This window comes from Sphingomonas sp., assembly GCF_017744835.1.
Classification (GTDB): domain Bacteria; phylum Pseudomonadota; class Alphaproteobacteria; order Sphingomonadales; family Sphingomonadaceae; genus Sphingomonas.
Genome location: NZ_JAGIAM010000003.1, coordinates 294,147 through 310,253, shown reverse-complemented (window position 1 = coordinate 310,253; position 16,107 = coordinate 294,147). Strand labels below are relative to the sequence as shown.

The window sequence follows — 16,107 nt, the reverse complement described above, 5'->3', positions numbered from 1 at the left end:
GGGTGCGGCCCGCCACGAGGAGGGTTCAGAATGCCAGATTGATGCCGGTGCTGATACGCCTGTCGGTCTGGAACCAGCTACGCCCGAGCAGCGCTCCACCCGGATAGCCGCCCATCAGCGTGCGCTGCATCGAATTGAGCAGGTTGGTCCCCTGGATGCCGAACGAGAAATTCTCGGTGACCTTGAAGCGCACGCCCGCCTCGAGCTGGCCATATGCCCCGCCATAGATCGGCAGCGCGATCTGGATCGGCGTGGCCGCAGCGCCCGGCGCGGCGTAATAGTTGTAGGTCGGGTTGGTGCCGTTGCTGTTGGTCGACTGCAGGTAGCGCGAGCGCCACGAATAGGCGATCCGCGCCGACACCGCCTTGCGTTCGTACATCAGCGTGGCGTTGAAATTGTGCTTCGACAGCCCGACGAGCGGCGCATCGTTGCGTATGACGCCGTTGATGTCGCGATACAGGTCGCCCGGATTGTCGCTGTCGATGAAGGTGTAATTGCCCTCGAAGCCGAAGCCGCCAAGGAAGCCGGGCAGCATGTCGAAGAAGATGCGCCCCCCGACCTCGACGCCCTTCACCGTCGCCGCCTCGGTCGCGTTGACATAGTCCGTCGCGGCGGCCGCCGCGGTCTCGGTGGATCCGTCGGTGTAGACCACCGTCACGTCCCGCGTCGTCAGCGAGTAGATCGGCAGGTTGGTGATGCGTTTGTAGAAGGGCGCCAGATGGAACATGGTGCCTGCCCGCGGATACCATTCGAACGACAGGTCGAAATTGTTCGACAGCGTCGGCTTGAGCAGCGGATTGCCGGTATCGGCGGTGAAGTTGGTGAAGAAATCCGGCGCGTTGGGGTCCGTTGTGTTGTCCGTCGTGGCTACGCCGATCGATCCCGACGCGCGCAGCGCCTGGAAGGTCGGCAGATCGAGCGTGATGTTGTAGCTGGCACGCAGCTTGGTGTCGGCGCTTGGTGAAAAGTCCACGTTGATCGACGGCAGCGCGTAGGTGAAATTGGTCTTGCCGCCACGCGGGATCGCCTGCGCGCCCAGCGTGTACGTCTGCCCGTTGCGCACGAAACTCGTGGCGTTCTGCTGGATGTAGCCGCTTCCCTCGTTGCGGATATTCACCACGCGCACGCCGACGTTGCCCGAAATCTGGCCGGGATCGGTCGAACCGAAGCGCGCGAGCACATAGCCCGCCAGGTTGCGGGTCTTGTTGTCGGTCCGATCGCCCGGCAGGATGAAGCCGACCGCCCGGTAGCCGGGACCGCCATAGGTCGAATCGGGCAGTGGGCCCGAAGCCGAGCAGTCGAACTCGCGCCCGGCGCAGAAGCCGGCGGGCGGCGACGAATGCAGAAGCACGCGATCATATGTTCGGACCAGATCGTCGGTCGCGAACATCAGGTTAGCCGGCAGCACCGCCTCGCCGTGGAAGAAGTTGCGGAAGACGTGCAGCTCGACGTCGCCAGGGGCGGCGTTGGCATAGGTCATCTGCGGGTCGCCGTTCCAGCCGCGGCCCAGCGCCGACCAGTTGTACCCGTTGGTAAAGTCGCGCTCGGTCCGCTCGGCATAGCGCGCGCCGGCCTTGATCGAACGGAAGAAGCTGTTGTCGAACTCATATTCGACATCAAGGTTCGCCGAATCGAGACGCCCCTTGTTGTCGTCGTTGTGCGGCATCGTCGCGGTCCAGAAATAGTTCGCCGGATTGAGAAACGCCGCCTGCGTGCCCGCCGGCACGCTTACCACCGGCAGGTCGCCGCTCAGGTCTAGCCCGAAGCCTGAGGGGAAGGCGACGTCGCGGAACACGTCGAGGCGATCGTAGATCTGCGTCGATTCGACACGCTGCAACGCGCCCCTGAGCGACAGCGGGCCGTCCGCCGGCGACCAGTCGAAGGCCAGCGAATAGTCGCGCGTCCGCGTCGTGCTGTCATAGGCGCCCTTGTTGCCGCCCGTGGTGATCGATCCGCCGGGAAGGAAGGTGGCGGGATCGCGGTTGTACAGCGACGGCGTCGAAATCAGGATGTTGTTCTCGTCGAAGTCGCTGTTGGCGGGGTCCACCGCCAGCGTCTGCGACGACACGAACGAACCCCAGTCGCCCGACCGGTTCTTGTAGCGCGACTGGAAGAAAGTGCCGGTCAGCGTCAGGTCAGGCGACGGTGCCCATTGGATCGCGCCATAGATGCCGGTGCGCGTCCGCTGGAACTGCTCCTCGCCGAAGGTATAGCCGCCGGGCACGTAATAATCGGCGCCGCTGATGCGCGTCCGGTAATAGGGCTCGACGCGGAAGAAGTGGGAGGCCGAGTTGAGGCGGCTGTAGGCGACGTCCGCCAGGATGCCGATGTCGCCGATCGGCGTCGACCAGCGGTCGGTCACCAGGATCGAGCCCGAAAGGTCCGCCTTCTCGGCCAGGTCGCCCAGGCTCAGGTCACCCGTGGCAGCGACGTGGAAGCCGCCCGAATAGTCGAACGGCACCTTGGTGCGCAGGTCGATCTGGCCGCCGGTGCCGCCCTCGATCAGGTCGGCGGTCGACGCCTTGTACACGTCCACCGCGGCCATCAGCTCGGGAGTCACGTCAGCGAACTGGAGCGCGCGGCCGTTGTTGGCGCTGAAGATCTCGCGGCCGTTGAGGCGCGAGGCGACGCCGGTGAGGCCGCGGACCTGGATGCCCGCGCCTTCCACCGAATAATGGTCGGGGTCGTTGAGCGCGGCGAAGCGCACGATGGTGACGCCCGCCACGCGCTGCAGCACTTCGGTGATCGAATTGTCGGGAAGCTTGCCAGCATCGTCGGCGACGACCGAGTCGATGATCGTCTCGGCGTTGCGCTTGCGCTCGTCGGCCGACTGGAGCGCGGCGCGGCGGCCGGTGACGACGATCGCCCCGTCCTCCTGGCCAGCGGCGGGCGCTGCCTGCGCGCTTTGCTGCGCGTCGCCGGCGGACGGAGTCTCGTCCCGCTTCGCAGCCCATGCCGGGACCGCGGCCGTCATCGCCATTACGGCGACCAGCGAAACGCCCGTGCGTGCCAATGTGGATTCGCCGAGCCCGGCGTTGGTCGATCGAAGATTCGCCATCCGATCCTCCCCTTCCTGATGCGGCAAGGACGATCATCCGTGCCGAGTCACCGGCTCCTCTGACGGGTGCACGATTCGTGACTGGAACATTTCTAGTCATACTTATTTCAATCTGGCAACGGTGTCAGCGATTTTTACCTGTGAAGATGCGACGACCCGTTTCCGCCGTTGTCAGCGGTTACCTACGCGCGGGAACGGCGCTCCCTCTCGATGCGCAGAAAGTCCCCAGAATTCCGGAGTAATCAGACGAAGATAGCCGAGCGGCAGAGCAAACCGCCGCAGGCAACGGTCAGGGCAATTCGGTCAGACGATCCGGAAGATGAACGGCGAGGCCGTTTCGTATGCGCCGCCCTGGCTGGTCGTGAAGAGATAGGCCGGATGGCCGTTCCGCAGCAGCAGCTGCGGGCGCTCGAAGCGGCCGTATTTGCTCAGATGCTTGGGCGCCGGCGGCTGCTGGACGTAATCGGCGACCGGGCCGAAGGCGACCTTGGGGGCCGACCAGGAAAGCCCATCTCTCGACTCCATGTACAGCCCGACCTTGTGGCTGAACACGCCCATGTCGCGCGACACCAGCCGGAAGCGCCCGTCCTCGAGCCAGAAGAACGCATCCTCGATCTGCTGGTTGTTGCCCATGCCTGAGAAGTCGATCACCGGTCGCGGCGAGTGGCGATGATACGGCCCTTCGAGCCGGTCGGCGACTGCCAGCCCATATTTGCGATTGCCGCGGACCGGCGGCACGCCATGCTCATATTCGGCCGTGTTCCAGGACTTGTAATAGAGCCAGAACCGGCCATCGGGGTGCTGGATGAGCGACGGATTGGTGGTGCAATGGTCGTCCCACGCGCCTGCCGGGCCGGGCTGCAGCAGCGGCGCGTCCATGCGCGTCCAGGGCCCGTCGAGCGAGTCCGCCAGCGCCAGGCCGATGCGCTTGGTGTCGGTGCGTCCGTTGGAATTGCCCATGTAGAAGAGCGCGTACCGGTTTCCCACCTTGCGGATGTGCGGGTTGTGGCAGGTCGTGGCGTCCCACATGCCCGGTCGCGGGCTGAGCACCGTTCCGACCATCGTGTACGGCCCCTCGGGCCGCTCGGCGACGGCGTGCGCGATTTCGCACGCACTGATCCAGCCGGCCATCCCGCGCGCCTTGGGCCAGCGCGAGAAGAACAAGTGAACCTGGCCCTTTTCGTCCTCGATGGGCGTTGCACCACACATAGGTATCGGGCAGCTCGAGCACCCGGCCGATGGGGCGGAGTCGCTTCGAGAATTCGGACCAGGCCTCGGGCGGGATCGGTTGTTCCGCTCCGTGTGCAGCCTCGGGCAGGAACGGCAGGCCGGCGAGCAGGCCCAGAGTCGTACGGCGCGAAATCATGCCGGCATCTCACCGGTCCCCGCCGCGCCGGTCAAGCGCGTGTCGGTCATTTCGGCAGGACCTTGGTGCCATGCAGGACGAGCTGTGTCGCGACTCCGGCAACCGGCGCCCGCGACGAACCCCGCGTGCCGCGAACGGTCGCGCGCTTCAATAGGCCGGAGAAGGCCTCCCTTGATCTCCCATCATTCCAGGTCGATGTTCGGATCGAGGGTCGGCAGGGTGAAGCGGAACGAAGCGCCGCCTCCAGGAGAATTCTCCGCCACGAACGCGCCGCCATGCGCGTCGATGATGCGCCGGGAAATCGACAGGCCGATGCCCATCCCTGCCTCACCCTTTGTGGTCGTGAAGCGCGTGTAGAGCTGGTCGATCACCTTCTGCGGAAGCCCCGGTCCATTGTCCGAGACCGTCACTTCGGCGAACCCGTCGCCCTTGCGACGCGTCTCCAGCCGGATGTGCGGATCGGCGGTGCGCTGCTGCCGCATCGCTTCGATCGCATTGCGCATCAGGTTGAACAGCACCTGCTGCACCTGGATGCGGTCGGCGAGCACGAACTCGGCCTCGGGGTCGAAGGCGCAGCTGAACTCGATCGCAGTGCGGGTGGTGCCCACCAGCGCCAGGTTGACGGCCTCGCGCACCATCGGCGCCAACGGCTCGAGCTGCATCTCCACGTCGTGCCGCGACAGATAGTTGCGCATTCGGCGGATGGTTTCGCCTGCGCGTTGCGCCTGCTCTCCGGCCTGGTCGATCAGCTCGACCGCCCCTTTGCTCCCTTCGCTCGGCACTGCGGCGCGCGCCGCCGCGAGGAAATTGGAGACAGCGCAGAGCGGCTGGTTGAGCTCGTGCGCGATGTCCGCGGCGAGCTCGCTCATCGCGTTCTGGCGCGAGACATGGGCAAGCTCGGCGCTCAGGTCGGCGAGATGCGCCTCATTGTCCAGCCGCTCGCTCACGTCGCGGAACAGCAGCGTGAACAGCGTGGTGCCGTCGACGGGCGCCACGCCCATCCGGACCTCGACGGGGAAGGTCTGGCCGCTGGCCGAGCGCGCAGTCGCCGAAACCACATTGCCCGCAGTCGCGGTGCCCCGCGCCTCGCCCAGCCGCGCCATCGCGGCCGCGAGCTTGCCGCGTTCGCCGTCCGCGATCAGTGCGTCGAGCCGCTTGCCGACTATCTCGTCTTCGGACCAGCCCCACATGCGCTCGGCCGCGCGGCTGAAGCGGAGAATGGCCCCCTCGCCGTCGAGCACCACCAGTCCGTCCGGCACGACTTCGAAGACCGAGCTGAGATGCCGCTCGCGCGCGGCGACCGCTTCGACCCGGGCAGTGATGTCGTGGATCGAATGGACTCGGATCGGCCCGCGCACCGGGCTGTCAGTCTCCTCGACATGCTCGCTGACGTGGATGCGGCGCCCGTCCCGGCCAGTCTGCACCAGGTGCAGCGCCCCCGGCAACGCTGCGCCGTCGGGCAGCGGCGATGGCTCCACGGTAGAGAGCAGCAAGCCGGACTTGGCTTGTCCCAGCACTTCGCTCTCGGTCCAGCCATAGAGTCTTTCGCAGCCTTTGGACCAGAAGAGCAGCCGGTCCTCGGGATCGGTGATCGCCACCGTCGCTTGGTCCAGTGCCTGGCCCAACTCGATCCGCTGCGCATGCCCCCGCGCGCCCTGGACGAAAACCCAGAAAAGCACGAGCGTGATCAACAGCACGTTGATCAGCAACACCGCCATCGTGCCGGTATAGTTAGCGTCTGATTTCGAACGCGCGACCAGCAACAGGTGCAGCACGGACGGCACCGGCGGCAGGATCATCAGCACGATCAGCACCATGCGCACGCGGCGCCAGTGGCGGGCATTGGAGCCAAGCGAAGCCCGCCAGTCGAACCCGCTATAGGTTCGAAGCAGCGCAGCGCCGGTGAGCATCGCCATCACCGCAGTCGGCATCGATATCGAAATATAAAAGGAATGGGGATCTCGGTCGGCCATCGGCACCGTCAGGAACAGCGTGGCCTCCAAGGTCATGGCGATAACGACGAGACCGAGCGCGAAGGTGCGCGCCGTATCTCGCGCAACGCCCTCGCGCCGCGATGCGATCGCCCAGCACCAGCCGCTCGCCACCAGCAGGACGAGCGCGATCGACGGGTTGGTGCTGGTCCGTCCAGGATGGGATATGCGATAGTCCAAGACGATCCCGCCCCAGAGCAACCGGTCTGTTCCCAAATCAATGCCGCCAAAAGACTGAATCGCAGAGAGCAGGACGATCAGCAGCGCGACCGCCCATAACAGCGACGCGAGCGTCCGCTGCCCGAACCCGGCGGAGAGATGGCCGAGCGAGAGGCAGCAGAAGGCGACGGCGGTCAGCGGCCAGATCGGAACGCGCAGGAAGCCGAAGGTGCGCAGCAGCGGCAAATCGAGCGCCCAGCCGGCGAGTGCCGCCGCTCCGCATGCAACCGAGGCGAGCAGCAGCAATACCGCGACGCGATCGGGCACGGGGCGTGGTCCCCAGTTTCCGCTGATCCCGCTGTGGACTCCATCGCGACTCGACACATCGCGCGCGATCGGACCCAATATTTCGCTTTTATTCTTTCGCTTGTCCGGCATCAGCCTTGGTTCTTGGCCACGGGTCCGATGGCTTCACTATGACGCACATTTGAAGACGCGTGAACTCTGCTCAACTTTGGCTTGGCTCGCACGGTTCCCTGCGCGGGACGTTCGGCGGGGGCAGGCGGTCAGCGGATACTGAATTCCTCGACATGCTCGGTAAGCACCGGGGTGCCCGAGAAGCGCCCGACCTTGACCCCCTTGAGCGCCACGCTTCGCACCGGCAGCTCGGCCTGCCCCTTGATGCTGCACAGGAACTTCGCTTCGTCGACGCAGACATTGTCCACCAGGATGTTCTCGATCGGCGTCAGCCGCCGTTCGCGCGTCGGCACGAGGTTGCGCCACTGGTAAAGCACGTCGGTGTCGATGCTCAGCACGCCGCCCGCCACCTTGGTCGCCGTGACGTTCGAGACGAAGACGTTACGCACGAAGCCGCCGCGGCGCTCGTTGGTCTTGATGAACAGGATGTTGTTGATCGGCGTCGGCGCCGCGACTTCGCCGCGCTCGAAATGGCAGTCGGTGACGAAGACGTTCTCGATGCCCGCGGAGAGCTCGCTGCCGATCGCGCAGAGCTGGTGGCCGTTCTTCACGCGGCAGCCGCGCATCACGATGTTGCGGCTCGGCACGCCCAGCCGCCAGCCGTCCTGGTTGCTGCCCGACTTGATCGCAATGGCGTCGTCGCCCTGGTCGAACACGCAATCCTCGATCAGCACATTCTCGCTCATCTCGGGATCGACGCCGTCGTTGTTGTGCCCGTGCGCGCGCACCTTCACGCGGCGGATCACCACGTCGCGGCACAGGAAGGGGTGGAGCACCCAGAAGGGACTGTCCTCGATGCTGATATCCTCGACCAGCACGTTGCGGCAGCGGTTGAACTGGACGAAGTGCGGCCGCAGATGCGCCTCGCCCACCGCCATCTGCCGCTCCGCCACGGGCACGCCGCGCGCCGCCATGTCGTCGAGCCGCACCAGAGCGTCGAGGTGCGGCTTGGGCCGCGCATACCAGAGCTGCCAGACATCGAGCCGCGCCTTCAGCCGCCCCTCGCCGCTGATCGCGACATTCTCGCAGTCATAGGCATAGACCAGGGGTGAATAATTGTAGCACTCGAACCCTTCCCAGCTCGTCGGCACCGCCGGCAGATAGTCGCCGGGGTTGGAGGAGAAGAGCAGCGTCGCGCCCTTGGCCAGGTGGAGGTTGACGTTGCTCTTGAGATGGACCTTCCCCGTCGGCCAGACGCCCGCGGGCACGACCACCACGCCTGAGCCCGCGGCATTCGCCGCCGCGATCGCACGCGCGATCGCCGCGCCGGTTTTCGCCTGGTCGCCGGGGTCCGCCCCGAAGTCGGTGATCGGGAAACGCCGGCTCGCGGAGAAGTCGGGCACAGCGACGCTCGGCATGTCGAACGGCGCCGCGACCCCGACGGACCGCCGCGGAAGGCGCAGCGCGGCACGCGCCGGGACCGCGGCGAGCAGCGGGGCGGTCAGCCCCGCCCCCAGGAGCGCGCGGCGGTCGAGCTGCATCCGCCTATTTCCCCTGCCCGGCCGGGCCGTTGAAATCGGCCTCGACGATGCCGAGCCGCCAGCCGGGCGGGACTTCGTTCGCGCCGGTGTCGCCGGCCTGACGCGCAGTGCTGAGCTCCACGATCTTGCCGAAGGCGTCGCGGTCGGTGACCGGGCCGGTCTGAACGATCCGCAGCACGCGGCCGGTCGCCGCGGGGAAGGACTGGCCGACATAGCCAAGGCTGCGCTCGGTGGTGCCTTCCCAGACGGTGCGGCCATCGAGCACGAAGCGCAGCGGGTAGCTCCGCGACCGCCAGCCGACCAGCTTGAGATCGATTTCGTCCAGCGTCACCGGCCGATCGAACCGATATTCGATCCATGCGGTCTCGGGCTTGCCGTCGCTCGCCCAGCGCGAGAGTTCGTTGTCGTCGATGCTGCGCTCGGCCTCGCCCTGGTTCGACCCCGCGACCACTTGCGCGGGCAGATAGCCGGTGCGCGTGACGCGATAGGAGGGGCCGGCCGGCGTCGGCCCGCGCGTGAGCAGCCCGGGTTGATGCTCCTCCGGGAAGTCGGTGGAGAGGCCATTCTTCGCCGCGGTGGGCAGCACCACCGGGATCGTCACCGTCGCCCCCTTCAGCCCCTCGGCGCTCGCAGTGAGGCGCACCATGCCCCTGGCGGTACCGGCACGCAGCAGCACTCGGTTGACGCCTGCCTCGACCGGCAGCGTGCGTGACAGGACATAATTGTCCTCCTGGCGCGCGGTACCGGCATAGCTGGTGGTGCCGGGGATCGATTGCTGCTCGACCGCGACTTCGGCGCGCGGCTTACCCGAGGAATCGCCCTGCGCGATGCCGCCGCGCCATTCGGCCGGGCCGTCGAGCGTGAACGAGACCTTGTTGTAGGCAGTCGGCACGCGCCGCCCTTTGGCGTCGACCACCTCGACGTCGACCAAGGCGATGTCCGCGCCGTCCATCACGAAGCCCCGCGGGCTCGTGCGCGGGGTCAGGCGGATCGCGGTGGGCTCGCCGACGGTCTCGACCTGATGCTCGGAGGTGCTGCCGTCGGCATGCGTCGCGACTGCGCGCAGCGTGCCCGGCTCCCATTTCACCTTGGGCCAGCTGAACAGGAAGCCGCTGCTGCGCTCGCCCTTGCCCAGCGAGCGGCCGTTGAGGAACAGCTCGACGCTCTCGCCGTTCGAGACCACCGTCTCGTCCTTCACCGTGCCCGCGGCATAGTTCCAATGGCCGATGATGTGCGTGGCCGGCGTCTCGGGATCGACCCAGCCGTTCCACATCACCTGATGCGCGTAGAAGCCCTGCTTGGGCAGCCGGACCGGATCCACTTCGCCCGAGCGGCGATAGTTGTTGTCGCCGCGGAAATGGGTGTTGCTGTCGGCCCAGATGATGTTGACCCCGCCTGCGCTCACTCGGCGGCCGGTGCCGGGGCGCACCCGGTAATAGTCCCACCAGCGCCGCACGTCCTCGGCGGCATGGCTGTCCTGGTTGCGGTTATAGTCGGGCGAATCCTTGTGGAAGGGCGGCGTATATTCGTCCTGATAGGCGCGCGCGGCCTCGTCGCGGCTGTATTCCATCGCCCACATCGGGATGTGCGCACTCTTGTTGATGTAGAGCATCTCGCCGCCGTACTCGGCGATCTTGCTGTCGAGCATCTCGCGCGATCCGATCGCGCGGCCTCCGTGCGGGTCGTACTCGTCACGGATGGCCTTGAGCTCGGCCATGTGCGCTTCGCTGATGCTCTCGTTGCCGCCCTCGAAGAACAGGATCGAGGGATTGTTGCGGTTATAGACGATCGCGTCGCGCATCACTTCCTTGCGCTGCTCCCAGCGCCGACCCTCGACATCATGCTCGGCGTCGCCCGCGGGCATCGCCTGCATCAGCCCGACGCGATCGGCGGACTCGATGTCCTGCTTCGACGGCGTGATGTGCATCCAGCGCACCAGGTTGCCGCCGCTCTCGACCATCAGCGCGTTGGAGAAGTCGCTGATCCACGGCGGGATGGAGACGCCCACCGCCGGCCATTCGTTCGAGGTGCGCTGGGCGTAGCCGTGGACCTGGATCACCCGCCCGTTGAGCGTGATCATGCCGTCGGCGAAGCGCGTCTGGCGGAAGCCGGTGAGCGTGTCGACTGCGTCGATCACCTTGCCGCGCTCGACCAGGCTGGTGGTCACGCGATAGAGATAGCCATAACCCCAGCTCCAGAAGTTGAGCCCGTCCAGCCGCCGCTCGGCCGCCAGCGTGCGCGTCTCGCCCGGGGCGATCGTCGCCGCCGGCCCCTCGAACCGGCCGACCACGCGCCCGTCGCGGTCGCGCACCTCGACACGGTAGCCGATGCTGCGCGGCCGGCCGTCGTCGTTGCGCACCTGCGTCTCGGCATGCACCGTCGCGGCGCGGCCCGCGATGTCGAAGCCGTCGGCCCAGACATATTGGCCGGTCGTCCCCAGCGTCGAATAGAGCGGCAGCGTCTGGTAGAGCCGCCCCGCCAGGTGCAGCCGGACGTTCTTGGTGATGCCGCCGTAATTGACGTTGAAATTGCGGTCGTTCCACTGGAACCCGCTGCCGGTGGCGCGCTCCTTGTACTTCCAGTCGTTGTCGACGCGCACCGCGATGACGTTCTCGCCGGGCCGGAGCATCGCCGTGATGTCCGCCCCGAAGCCCGTCACGCCATGTTCGGAGAGCACCACCGAGCGCCCGTTGACCCACACCTCGGCCGCCTGGCGTACGCCCTCGAACTCGAGGAACGCCTTGCCCTTCTCCGCCCCGGCGGGGAGCGTCACGCGCTTGCGGTACCAGGTGATCCCGGTCGAGAGATCGCGAATGTCGCGCGCGAAGGCCTCCTTCTCGTTGAAGGCGTTGGGCAGCGACACCGTCCGCCACTTGGCGTCGTCGAACCCCGGCTGCTCGGCGCCGGCGACGTCGCCCGTCGCGGTCCGCCAGCCGGGATTGAGGTTGTAGGTAGCCCGCGGCGAGGCGACGACGGTCGATGCGTCATGCGCCATCGCCGGCACGGCCATAGCCACCGCACAAGCCGCGCCAAGCAGCGCGAGCGCCTTCGTTCCGATAGTCATGACCCCTCCGCAACCTATTGATTTTTTTGCGACTCGGCTGGCTTCACCAGCTCCACATCGTCCCGTCCTCGAGCCGGTTCACCGGCAGATAGGCGCGCTTGTATTCGTGCTTGGCGGCCAGCACCTCGTCGATGTCGACGCCCAGCCCCGGCTTGTCGCCCGGATGCATCAGCCCCTGCGAGAAGCTGTAGGCGTGCGGGAAGACTTCGTCGGTCTCCGCGGTGTGGCGCATATATTCCTGGATGCCGAAATTGGGCACCGAGATGTCGAAGTGCAGCGCCGCGGCCATGCACACCGGCGACAGGTCGGTCGCCCCGTGGCAGCCGGTGCGCACCTGGTAGAGGTCGGCCAGCGCCGCCACCCGGCGCAGGTGCGTGATCCCGCCCGCATGCACCACGGTCGCGCGGATATAGTCGATCAGCTGCTCCTCGATCAGCTGCTTGGCGTCCCACACCGAGCTGAAGATCTCGCCCACCGCCAGCGGCGTGGTGGTGTGCTGGCGGATCAACCGGAAGCCGGCCTGGTTCTCCGCCGGCGTCGCATCCTCGAGCCAGAACAGGCGATACGGCTCCAGGTCCTTGCCCAGTCGCCCCGCCTCGATCGGCGTCAGCCGGTGGTGGACGTCGTGGAGCAGGTGGATGTCCCAGCCCAGCGAATCCCGTCCGCGCTCGAACAGCTTGGGCACATGGTTCATGTACTTCGAAGTCGACCAGAGCGTCTCCTCGGGGAGCGAGCCCTTGGCCGGCTCGTAGTAGAAGCGCTCGCCCGACACGCCATAGGTCGCCGCCAGTCCCGGCACGCCCGACTGCAGCCGCACGGCCTTGTAGCCCTGCTCCAGATATTCGTGCGCGCGCTCGATCGTCTCCTCAATGTCCGATCCGTTGGCGTGGCCATAGACCATGCAGCCCTCGCGACTCGCTCCGCCCAGCAGCTGGTAGACGGGGAGCCCGGCGACCTTGCCCTTGATGTCCCACAGCGCCATGTCGACCGCGGCGATCGCCGTCATGGTGACCGGCCCGCGCCGCCAGTACGCGCCCTTGTAGAGATACTGCCAGATGTCCTCGATCCGGTGCGCGTCCCGGCCGATCAGGCACGGGATCACATGGTCCTCGAGATAGCTCACCACCGCCAGCTCGCGGCCGTTGAGCGTCGCATCGCCGAGGCCGTACACGCCTTCGTCGGTTTCGATCTTGAGCGTCACGAAGTTGCGGCCGGGGCAAGTGACGATCACGCGGGCGGAAGTGATGCGGGGCATTTTGGTCTCGCTAATTGGTATGACGTCTCAATCCGCATTGGTCGGCCAGCACCAACGCCTTGTCAAGCCACTCTGCCGCTCCGTTCGGGTTGCAGCGCCTCTCCCCGATAGTGAGACGCGCGCCAAAGTGGTAAGGCCAATACTTGTCCCGCGTCCCGGATTATGAGATAGCTGCGGCCATGCAGACCAGTCCGCGCAAGCTCTACCAGGCAATTGCCGAGAAGATCGCCGAAGCCATTGCCCACGGCCGCTTCCCCGCGGGCAGCCGCTTGCCCAGCGAGCGCGAGTTGGCCGAGGATTTCGACGTCAGCCGCCCAACGATCCGTGAGGCGATGATCGCGCTCGAGATCCGCGGGCTGGTCGAGGCGCGCCACGGCTCGGGCATCTATGTGACCAATCGCCCCGCCACCGGCCTGTCCCCCGAGCTCGACGTCGGCGCCTTCGAACTGATCGAGGCGCGCGTGCTGTTCGAGGGCGAGGCGGCGGCGCTCGCCGCCACGTCGATCGACGCCCCCGCCCTCGCCGAGCTCGACGGCCTTCTCGATCGCATGGAAGCCGAGGGACCCGACGCGCTCGACGCCGACCGCCACTTCCACCTGCTGGTCGCCGAGGCGACCGGCAACAGCCTCGTCCGCTCGGTGGTCGAGATGCTCTGGGAGGCGCGCGAGCGCTCGCCGCTCTGCCGCAACATGTTCGCCCGCGCCCGGCGCGAAGGCGTCACCCCGCGCGTCGGCGAGCACCGGCTGATCGTCGAGGCACTCAAGGCCCGCGATCCCCAGCGCGCCCGCGAGACGATGCGCGCCCACCTCTCGCGCGTGACCGAGGACCTGCTCGAAGCCACGCGCCTCGATCTGCTTCAGCGCGCCGAAGCCGAAGCCGAAGCCCAGCGCAGCCGCATCGCCCAGCGCGTGATCGGGTGAGGGGTTAGGGCGGCCTGACGTGCTCCCCTCCCTGAAAGGGAGGGGTTGGGGGTGGGTGCGCGCGTCTGCGCGCTCAAAAAGACTTAAAGTCGTTCGGCCAGAAAGCGCCGGTCGAGGCATCGAGCCTCGCCCGCCGCTACACCCACCCCCTACCCCTCCCTTGCAGGGAGGGGAGAATATTCAACCGAACGCGCGCCCTACCCCCGCCCCACCTGCTCCACCCGCGCGAGCGCCTCGCGCTCGATCGCGGCAAGCTCGGTCAGCGTCTGGTCCAGCGCGTCGCGCTGCGCCTCCAGCTCCGCCATCCGGTCGCGGCATCGTGCCGCCAGCGCGCGCATCTGCTCCAGATGCTGCGGGTCGGCGTCGTAGAGGTCGAGGAATTCCTGGATGTCGCGCAGCGAGAAGCCCAGCCGCTTGCCGCGCAGGATCAGCTGCATCCGCGCGGTCTCGCGCTTGGTGTAGATGCGCGCATTGCCCACGCGCCGCGGCTCGATCAGCCCCTTGTCCTCATAGAAGCGCAGGGTGCGCGGGGTGACGCCCAGGCTGTCCGCAACTTCCTGGATTCCGTGCAGCTCCTGCTCGCCCTCGCTCAATCCCCGCCCTCCGTGCGCGACGCCGCCTTGGCCCGTTCCTCTTCGACCAGCTCCTTCTTGGAAAGCTTGCCGATCAGCGTCTTGGGCAGAGTTTCGCGAATTTCGATCTCGCGGGGAAGCTCAATCTTGCTGACCTTGTCCGCCAGGAAGGCGCGCAGCCCCTCGGGCGTCGCGGCGCCGCCAGGCGCCAGCGTGACGAATGCCTTGGGGGATTGGCCGCGATAGGCGTCGGGCACGCCGATCACCACCGCCTCGGCCACCGCCGGATGCTCGTACAGCGCTTCCTCGATCACGCGCGGATAGACATTGTAGCCGCCGCACAGGATCACGTCCTTGATCCGGTCGACGATGAACAAATAGCCCTCGGCGTCGAGATAGCCGACGTCGCCGGTGCGCAGCGCACCCTCGACGAACACCTCCGCGGTCGCCTCCGGCCGATGCCAATAGCCCTGCATCACCTGCGGGCCGCGCGCGCAGATCTCGCCTACCTGCCCCGGCTGGACGATGCGCGCGGGATCGTCGCGGTCGCGGATCTCGATCGTCGTGCCGGGATAGGGCCGCCCGGCCGAGCCGCGCTTGCTGACGCCGCCGATCGGGTTGCACGCCAGGATCGGCGAGGCCTCCGACAGGCCATAGCCCTCGACCACCAGCGCCCCGGTGGTGCGCTCGAACGCGACGCGCACTTCCTCTGGCAGCGGCGCGCCGCCCGAGATGCACGCGCGGATCTGCGACAGGTCGACGCGCCGCTCCGCCGCGGCCTTGGCGATCGCGCCATAGATGGTCGGCACCGCGGGGAAATAATTGGGTCGCGTCCGCGCGATCGTCTTGAGCACCTGGTCGAGCTGGAAGCGCGGCAGCAGGATCATCTCGCTGCCCGTGCGGATGCCGAAGCCCAGCACCGTGGTCAGCGCAAAGACATGGAACAGCGGCAGCACGCCCAGCACCCGGTCCTGCTCGGGATGGTCGCCGCCGGCATGCACGAACGTGGCGTCGGCATTGGCGACCAGATTGGCATGGCTCAGCATCGCCGCCTTGGGCTCGCCGGTGGTGCCCCCGGTATATTGCAGCACCGCCACCGCGTCGGGCGTGACCGTCACCGGCCGCGGGGCGCTTCCCTTCCTGAGCAGCTCGGCGAACAGGATATGCCGCGGATCCTTGGGAACCCGCGCGATCTCGCTGCGCTTGAGCAGGCGATAGGCAATGGCCTTGAGCGGCGGCAGCGCGTCGGCGGTGGGGCAAGTGATCACGTGCCGCACGCCCATTCGTTCCGCTACCTTGGAGACTCGGGCATGGATGTCGGGCACGTCGCAGGTCGCGATCACCTCTGCGCCCGAGTCCTCGAGCAGATGCGCCAGCTCGCGCTCGACATAGAGCGGATTCACGTTGACGACGATGCCGCCGATCTTCAGCGTGGCAAGGAACAGCACGGGATAATAGGTGATGTTGGGCAGGCACAGCGCCACGCGCGTACCTTGCTTCACGCCGAGCGCCTGGAGCCCCGCGGCCGCGCGATCCACCATCCGCGCGAGCGCGTCGTACCGCGTGACTCGCCCCATGAAGTCGATCGCGGGCCAGGCGCCGTGCCGCGCGACCGTGTCTTCGAACACTTCGGTCAGCAGCCTCGGCGGCGAGTGGAGCGCCTCGCCTTCGGCGCGTGCGATCTGCATTTCGGCGGCTTCCTTTCCACTTTTTTGTGCGGCGCCCCGTTGCCCCTAGACACGCGGCGCCTTATACCGTTGACGT

The 16,107-nt window shown here is 67.1% G+C and carries 9 protein-coding genes; 1 reads left to right on the top strand and 8 read right to left on the bottom strand.

The genetic code is table 11. The features are described 5' to 3' along the window. Positions 1-25 precede the first annotated feature (25 nt). From J7500_RS09340 to manD, 6 genes are all read right to left on the bottom strand, one after another. The gene (locus J7500_RS09340; protein ID WP_294061438.1) at positions 26-3,058 is read right to left on the bottom strand and encodes a TonB-dependent receptor; all 3,033 of its coding nucleotides are present in this window, start codon (positions 3,056-3,058) and stop codon (positions 26-28) included. Positions 3,059-3,361: 303 nt separating this feature from the next. Beyond that, the gene (locus J7500_RS09335) at positions 3,362-4,189 is read right to left on the bottom strand and encodes a glycoside hydrolase family protein (protein ID WP_294061437.1); all 828 of its coding nucleotides are present in this window, start codon (positions 4,187-4,189) and stop codon (positions 3,362-3,364) included. A gap of 417 nt (positions 4,190-4,606) precedes the next feature. After that, the gene (locus J7500_RS09330) at positions 4,607-6,901 is read right to left on the bottom strand and encodes a PAS domain S-box protein (RefSeq protein WP_294061436.1); all 2,295 of its coding nucleotides are present in this window, start codon (positions 6,899-6,901) and stop codon (positions 4,607-4,609) included. Between the two features lie 239 nt (positions 6,902-7,140). Further along, positions 7,141-8,532, bottom strand: a complete 1,392-nt coding sequence (locus J7500_RS09325) for a glycoside hydrolase family 28 protein (RefSeq protein ID WP_294061435.1) — start codon at positions 8,530-8,532, stop codon at positions 7,141-7,143. Between the two features lie 4 nt (positions 8,533-8,536). Further along, a complete protein-coding gene (locus J7500_RS09320; protein ID WP_294061434.1) occupies positions 8,537-11,596 on the bottom strand; it encodes a sugar-binding domain-containing protein in 3,060 nt (1,019 codons plus the stop codon). Between the two features lie 43 nt (positions 11,597-11,639). Beyond that, a complete protein-coding gene (gene manD / locus J7500_RS09315) occupies positions 11,640-12,851 on the bottom strand; it encodes a D-mannonate dehydratase ManD (RefSeq protein WP_294061433.1) in 1,212 nt (403 codons plus the stop codon). A gap of 179 nt (positions 12,852-13,030) precedes the next feature. Between manD and J7500_RS09310 the strand changes: the two genes are divergently transcribed. After that, positions 13,031-13,771 (top strand): FadR/GntR family transcriptional regulator, encoded by a 741-nt coding sequence (locus J7500_RS09310; protein ID WP_294061432.1) that lies wholly within the window; start codon positions 13,031-13,033, stop codon positions 13,769-13,771. Between the two features lie 197 nt (positions 13,772-13,968). Here J7500_RS09310 and J7500_RS09305 read toward each other — a convergent pair whose 3' ends face one another. Continuing rightward, a complete protein-coding gene (locus tag J7500_RS09305) occupies positions 13,969-14,364 on the bottom strand; it encodes a MerR family DNA-binding transcriptional regulator (protein WP_294061431.1) in 396 nt (131 codons plus the stop codon). Then, on the bottom strand, positions 14,361-16,031 hold the full coding sequence (locus J7500_RS09300; RefSeq protein WP_294061430.1) for a long-chain fatty acid--CoA ligase: 1,671 nt from the start codon (positions 16,029-16,031) through the stop codon (positions 14,361-14,363). Before J7500_RS09300 ends, J7500_RS09305 begins: the two co-directional genes overlap by 4 nt. Positions 16,032-16,107 lie beyond the last annotated feature (76 nt).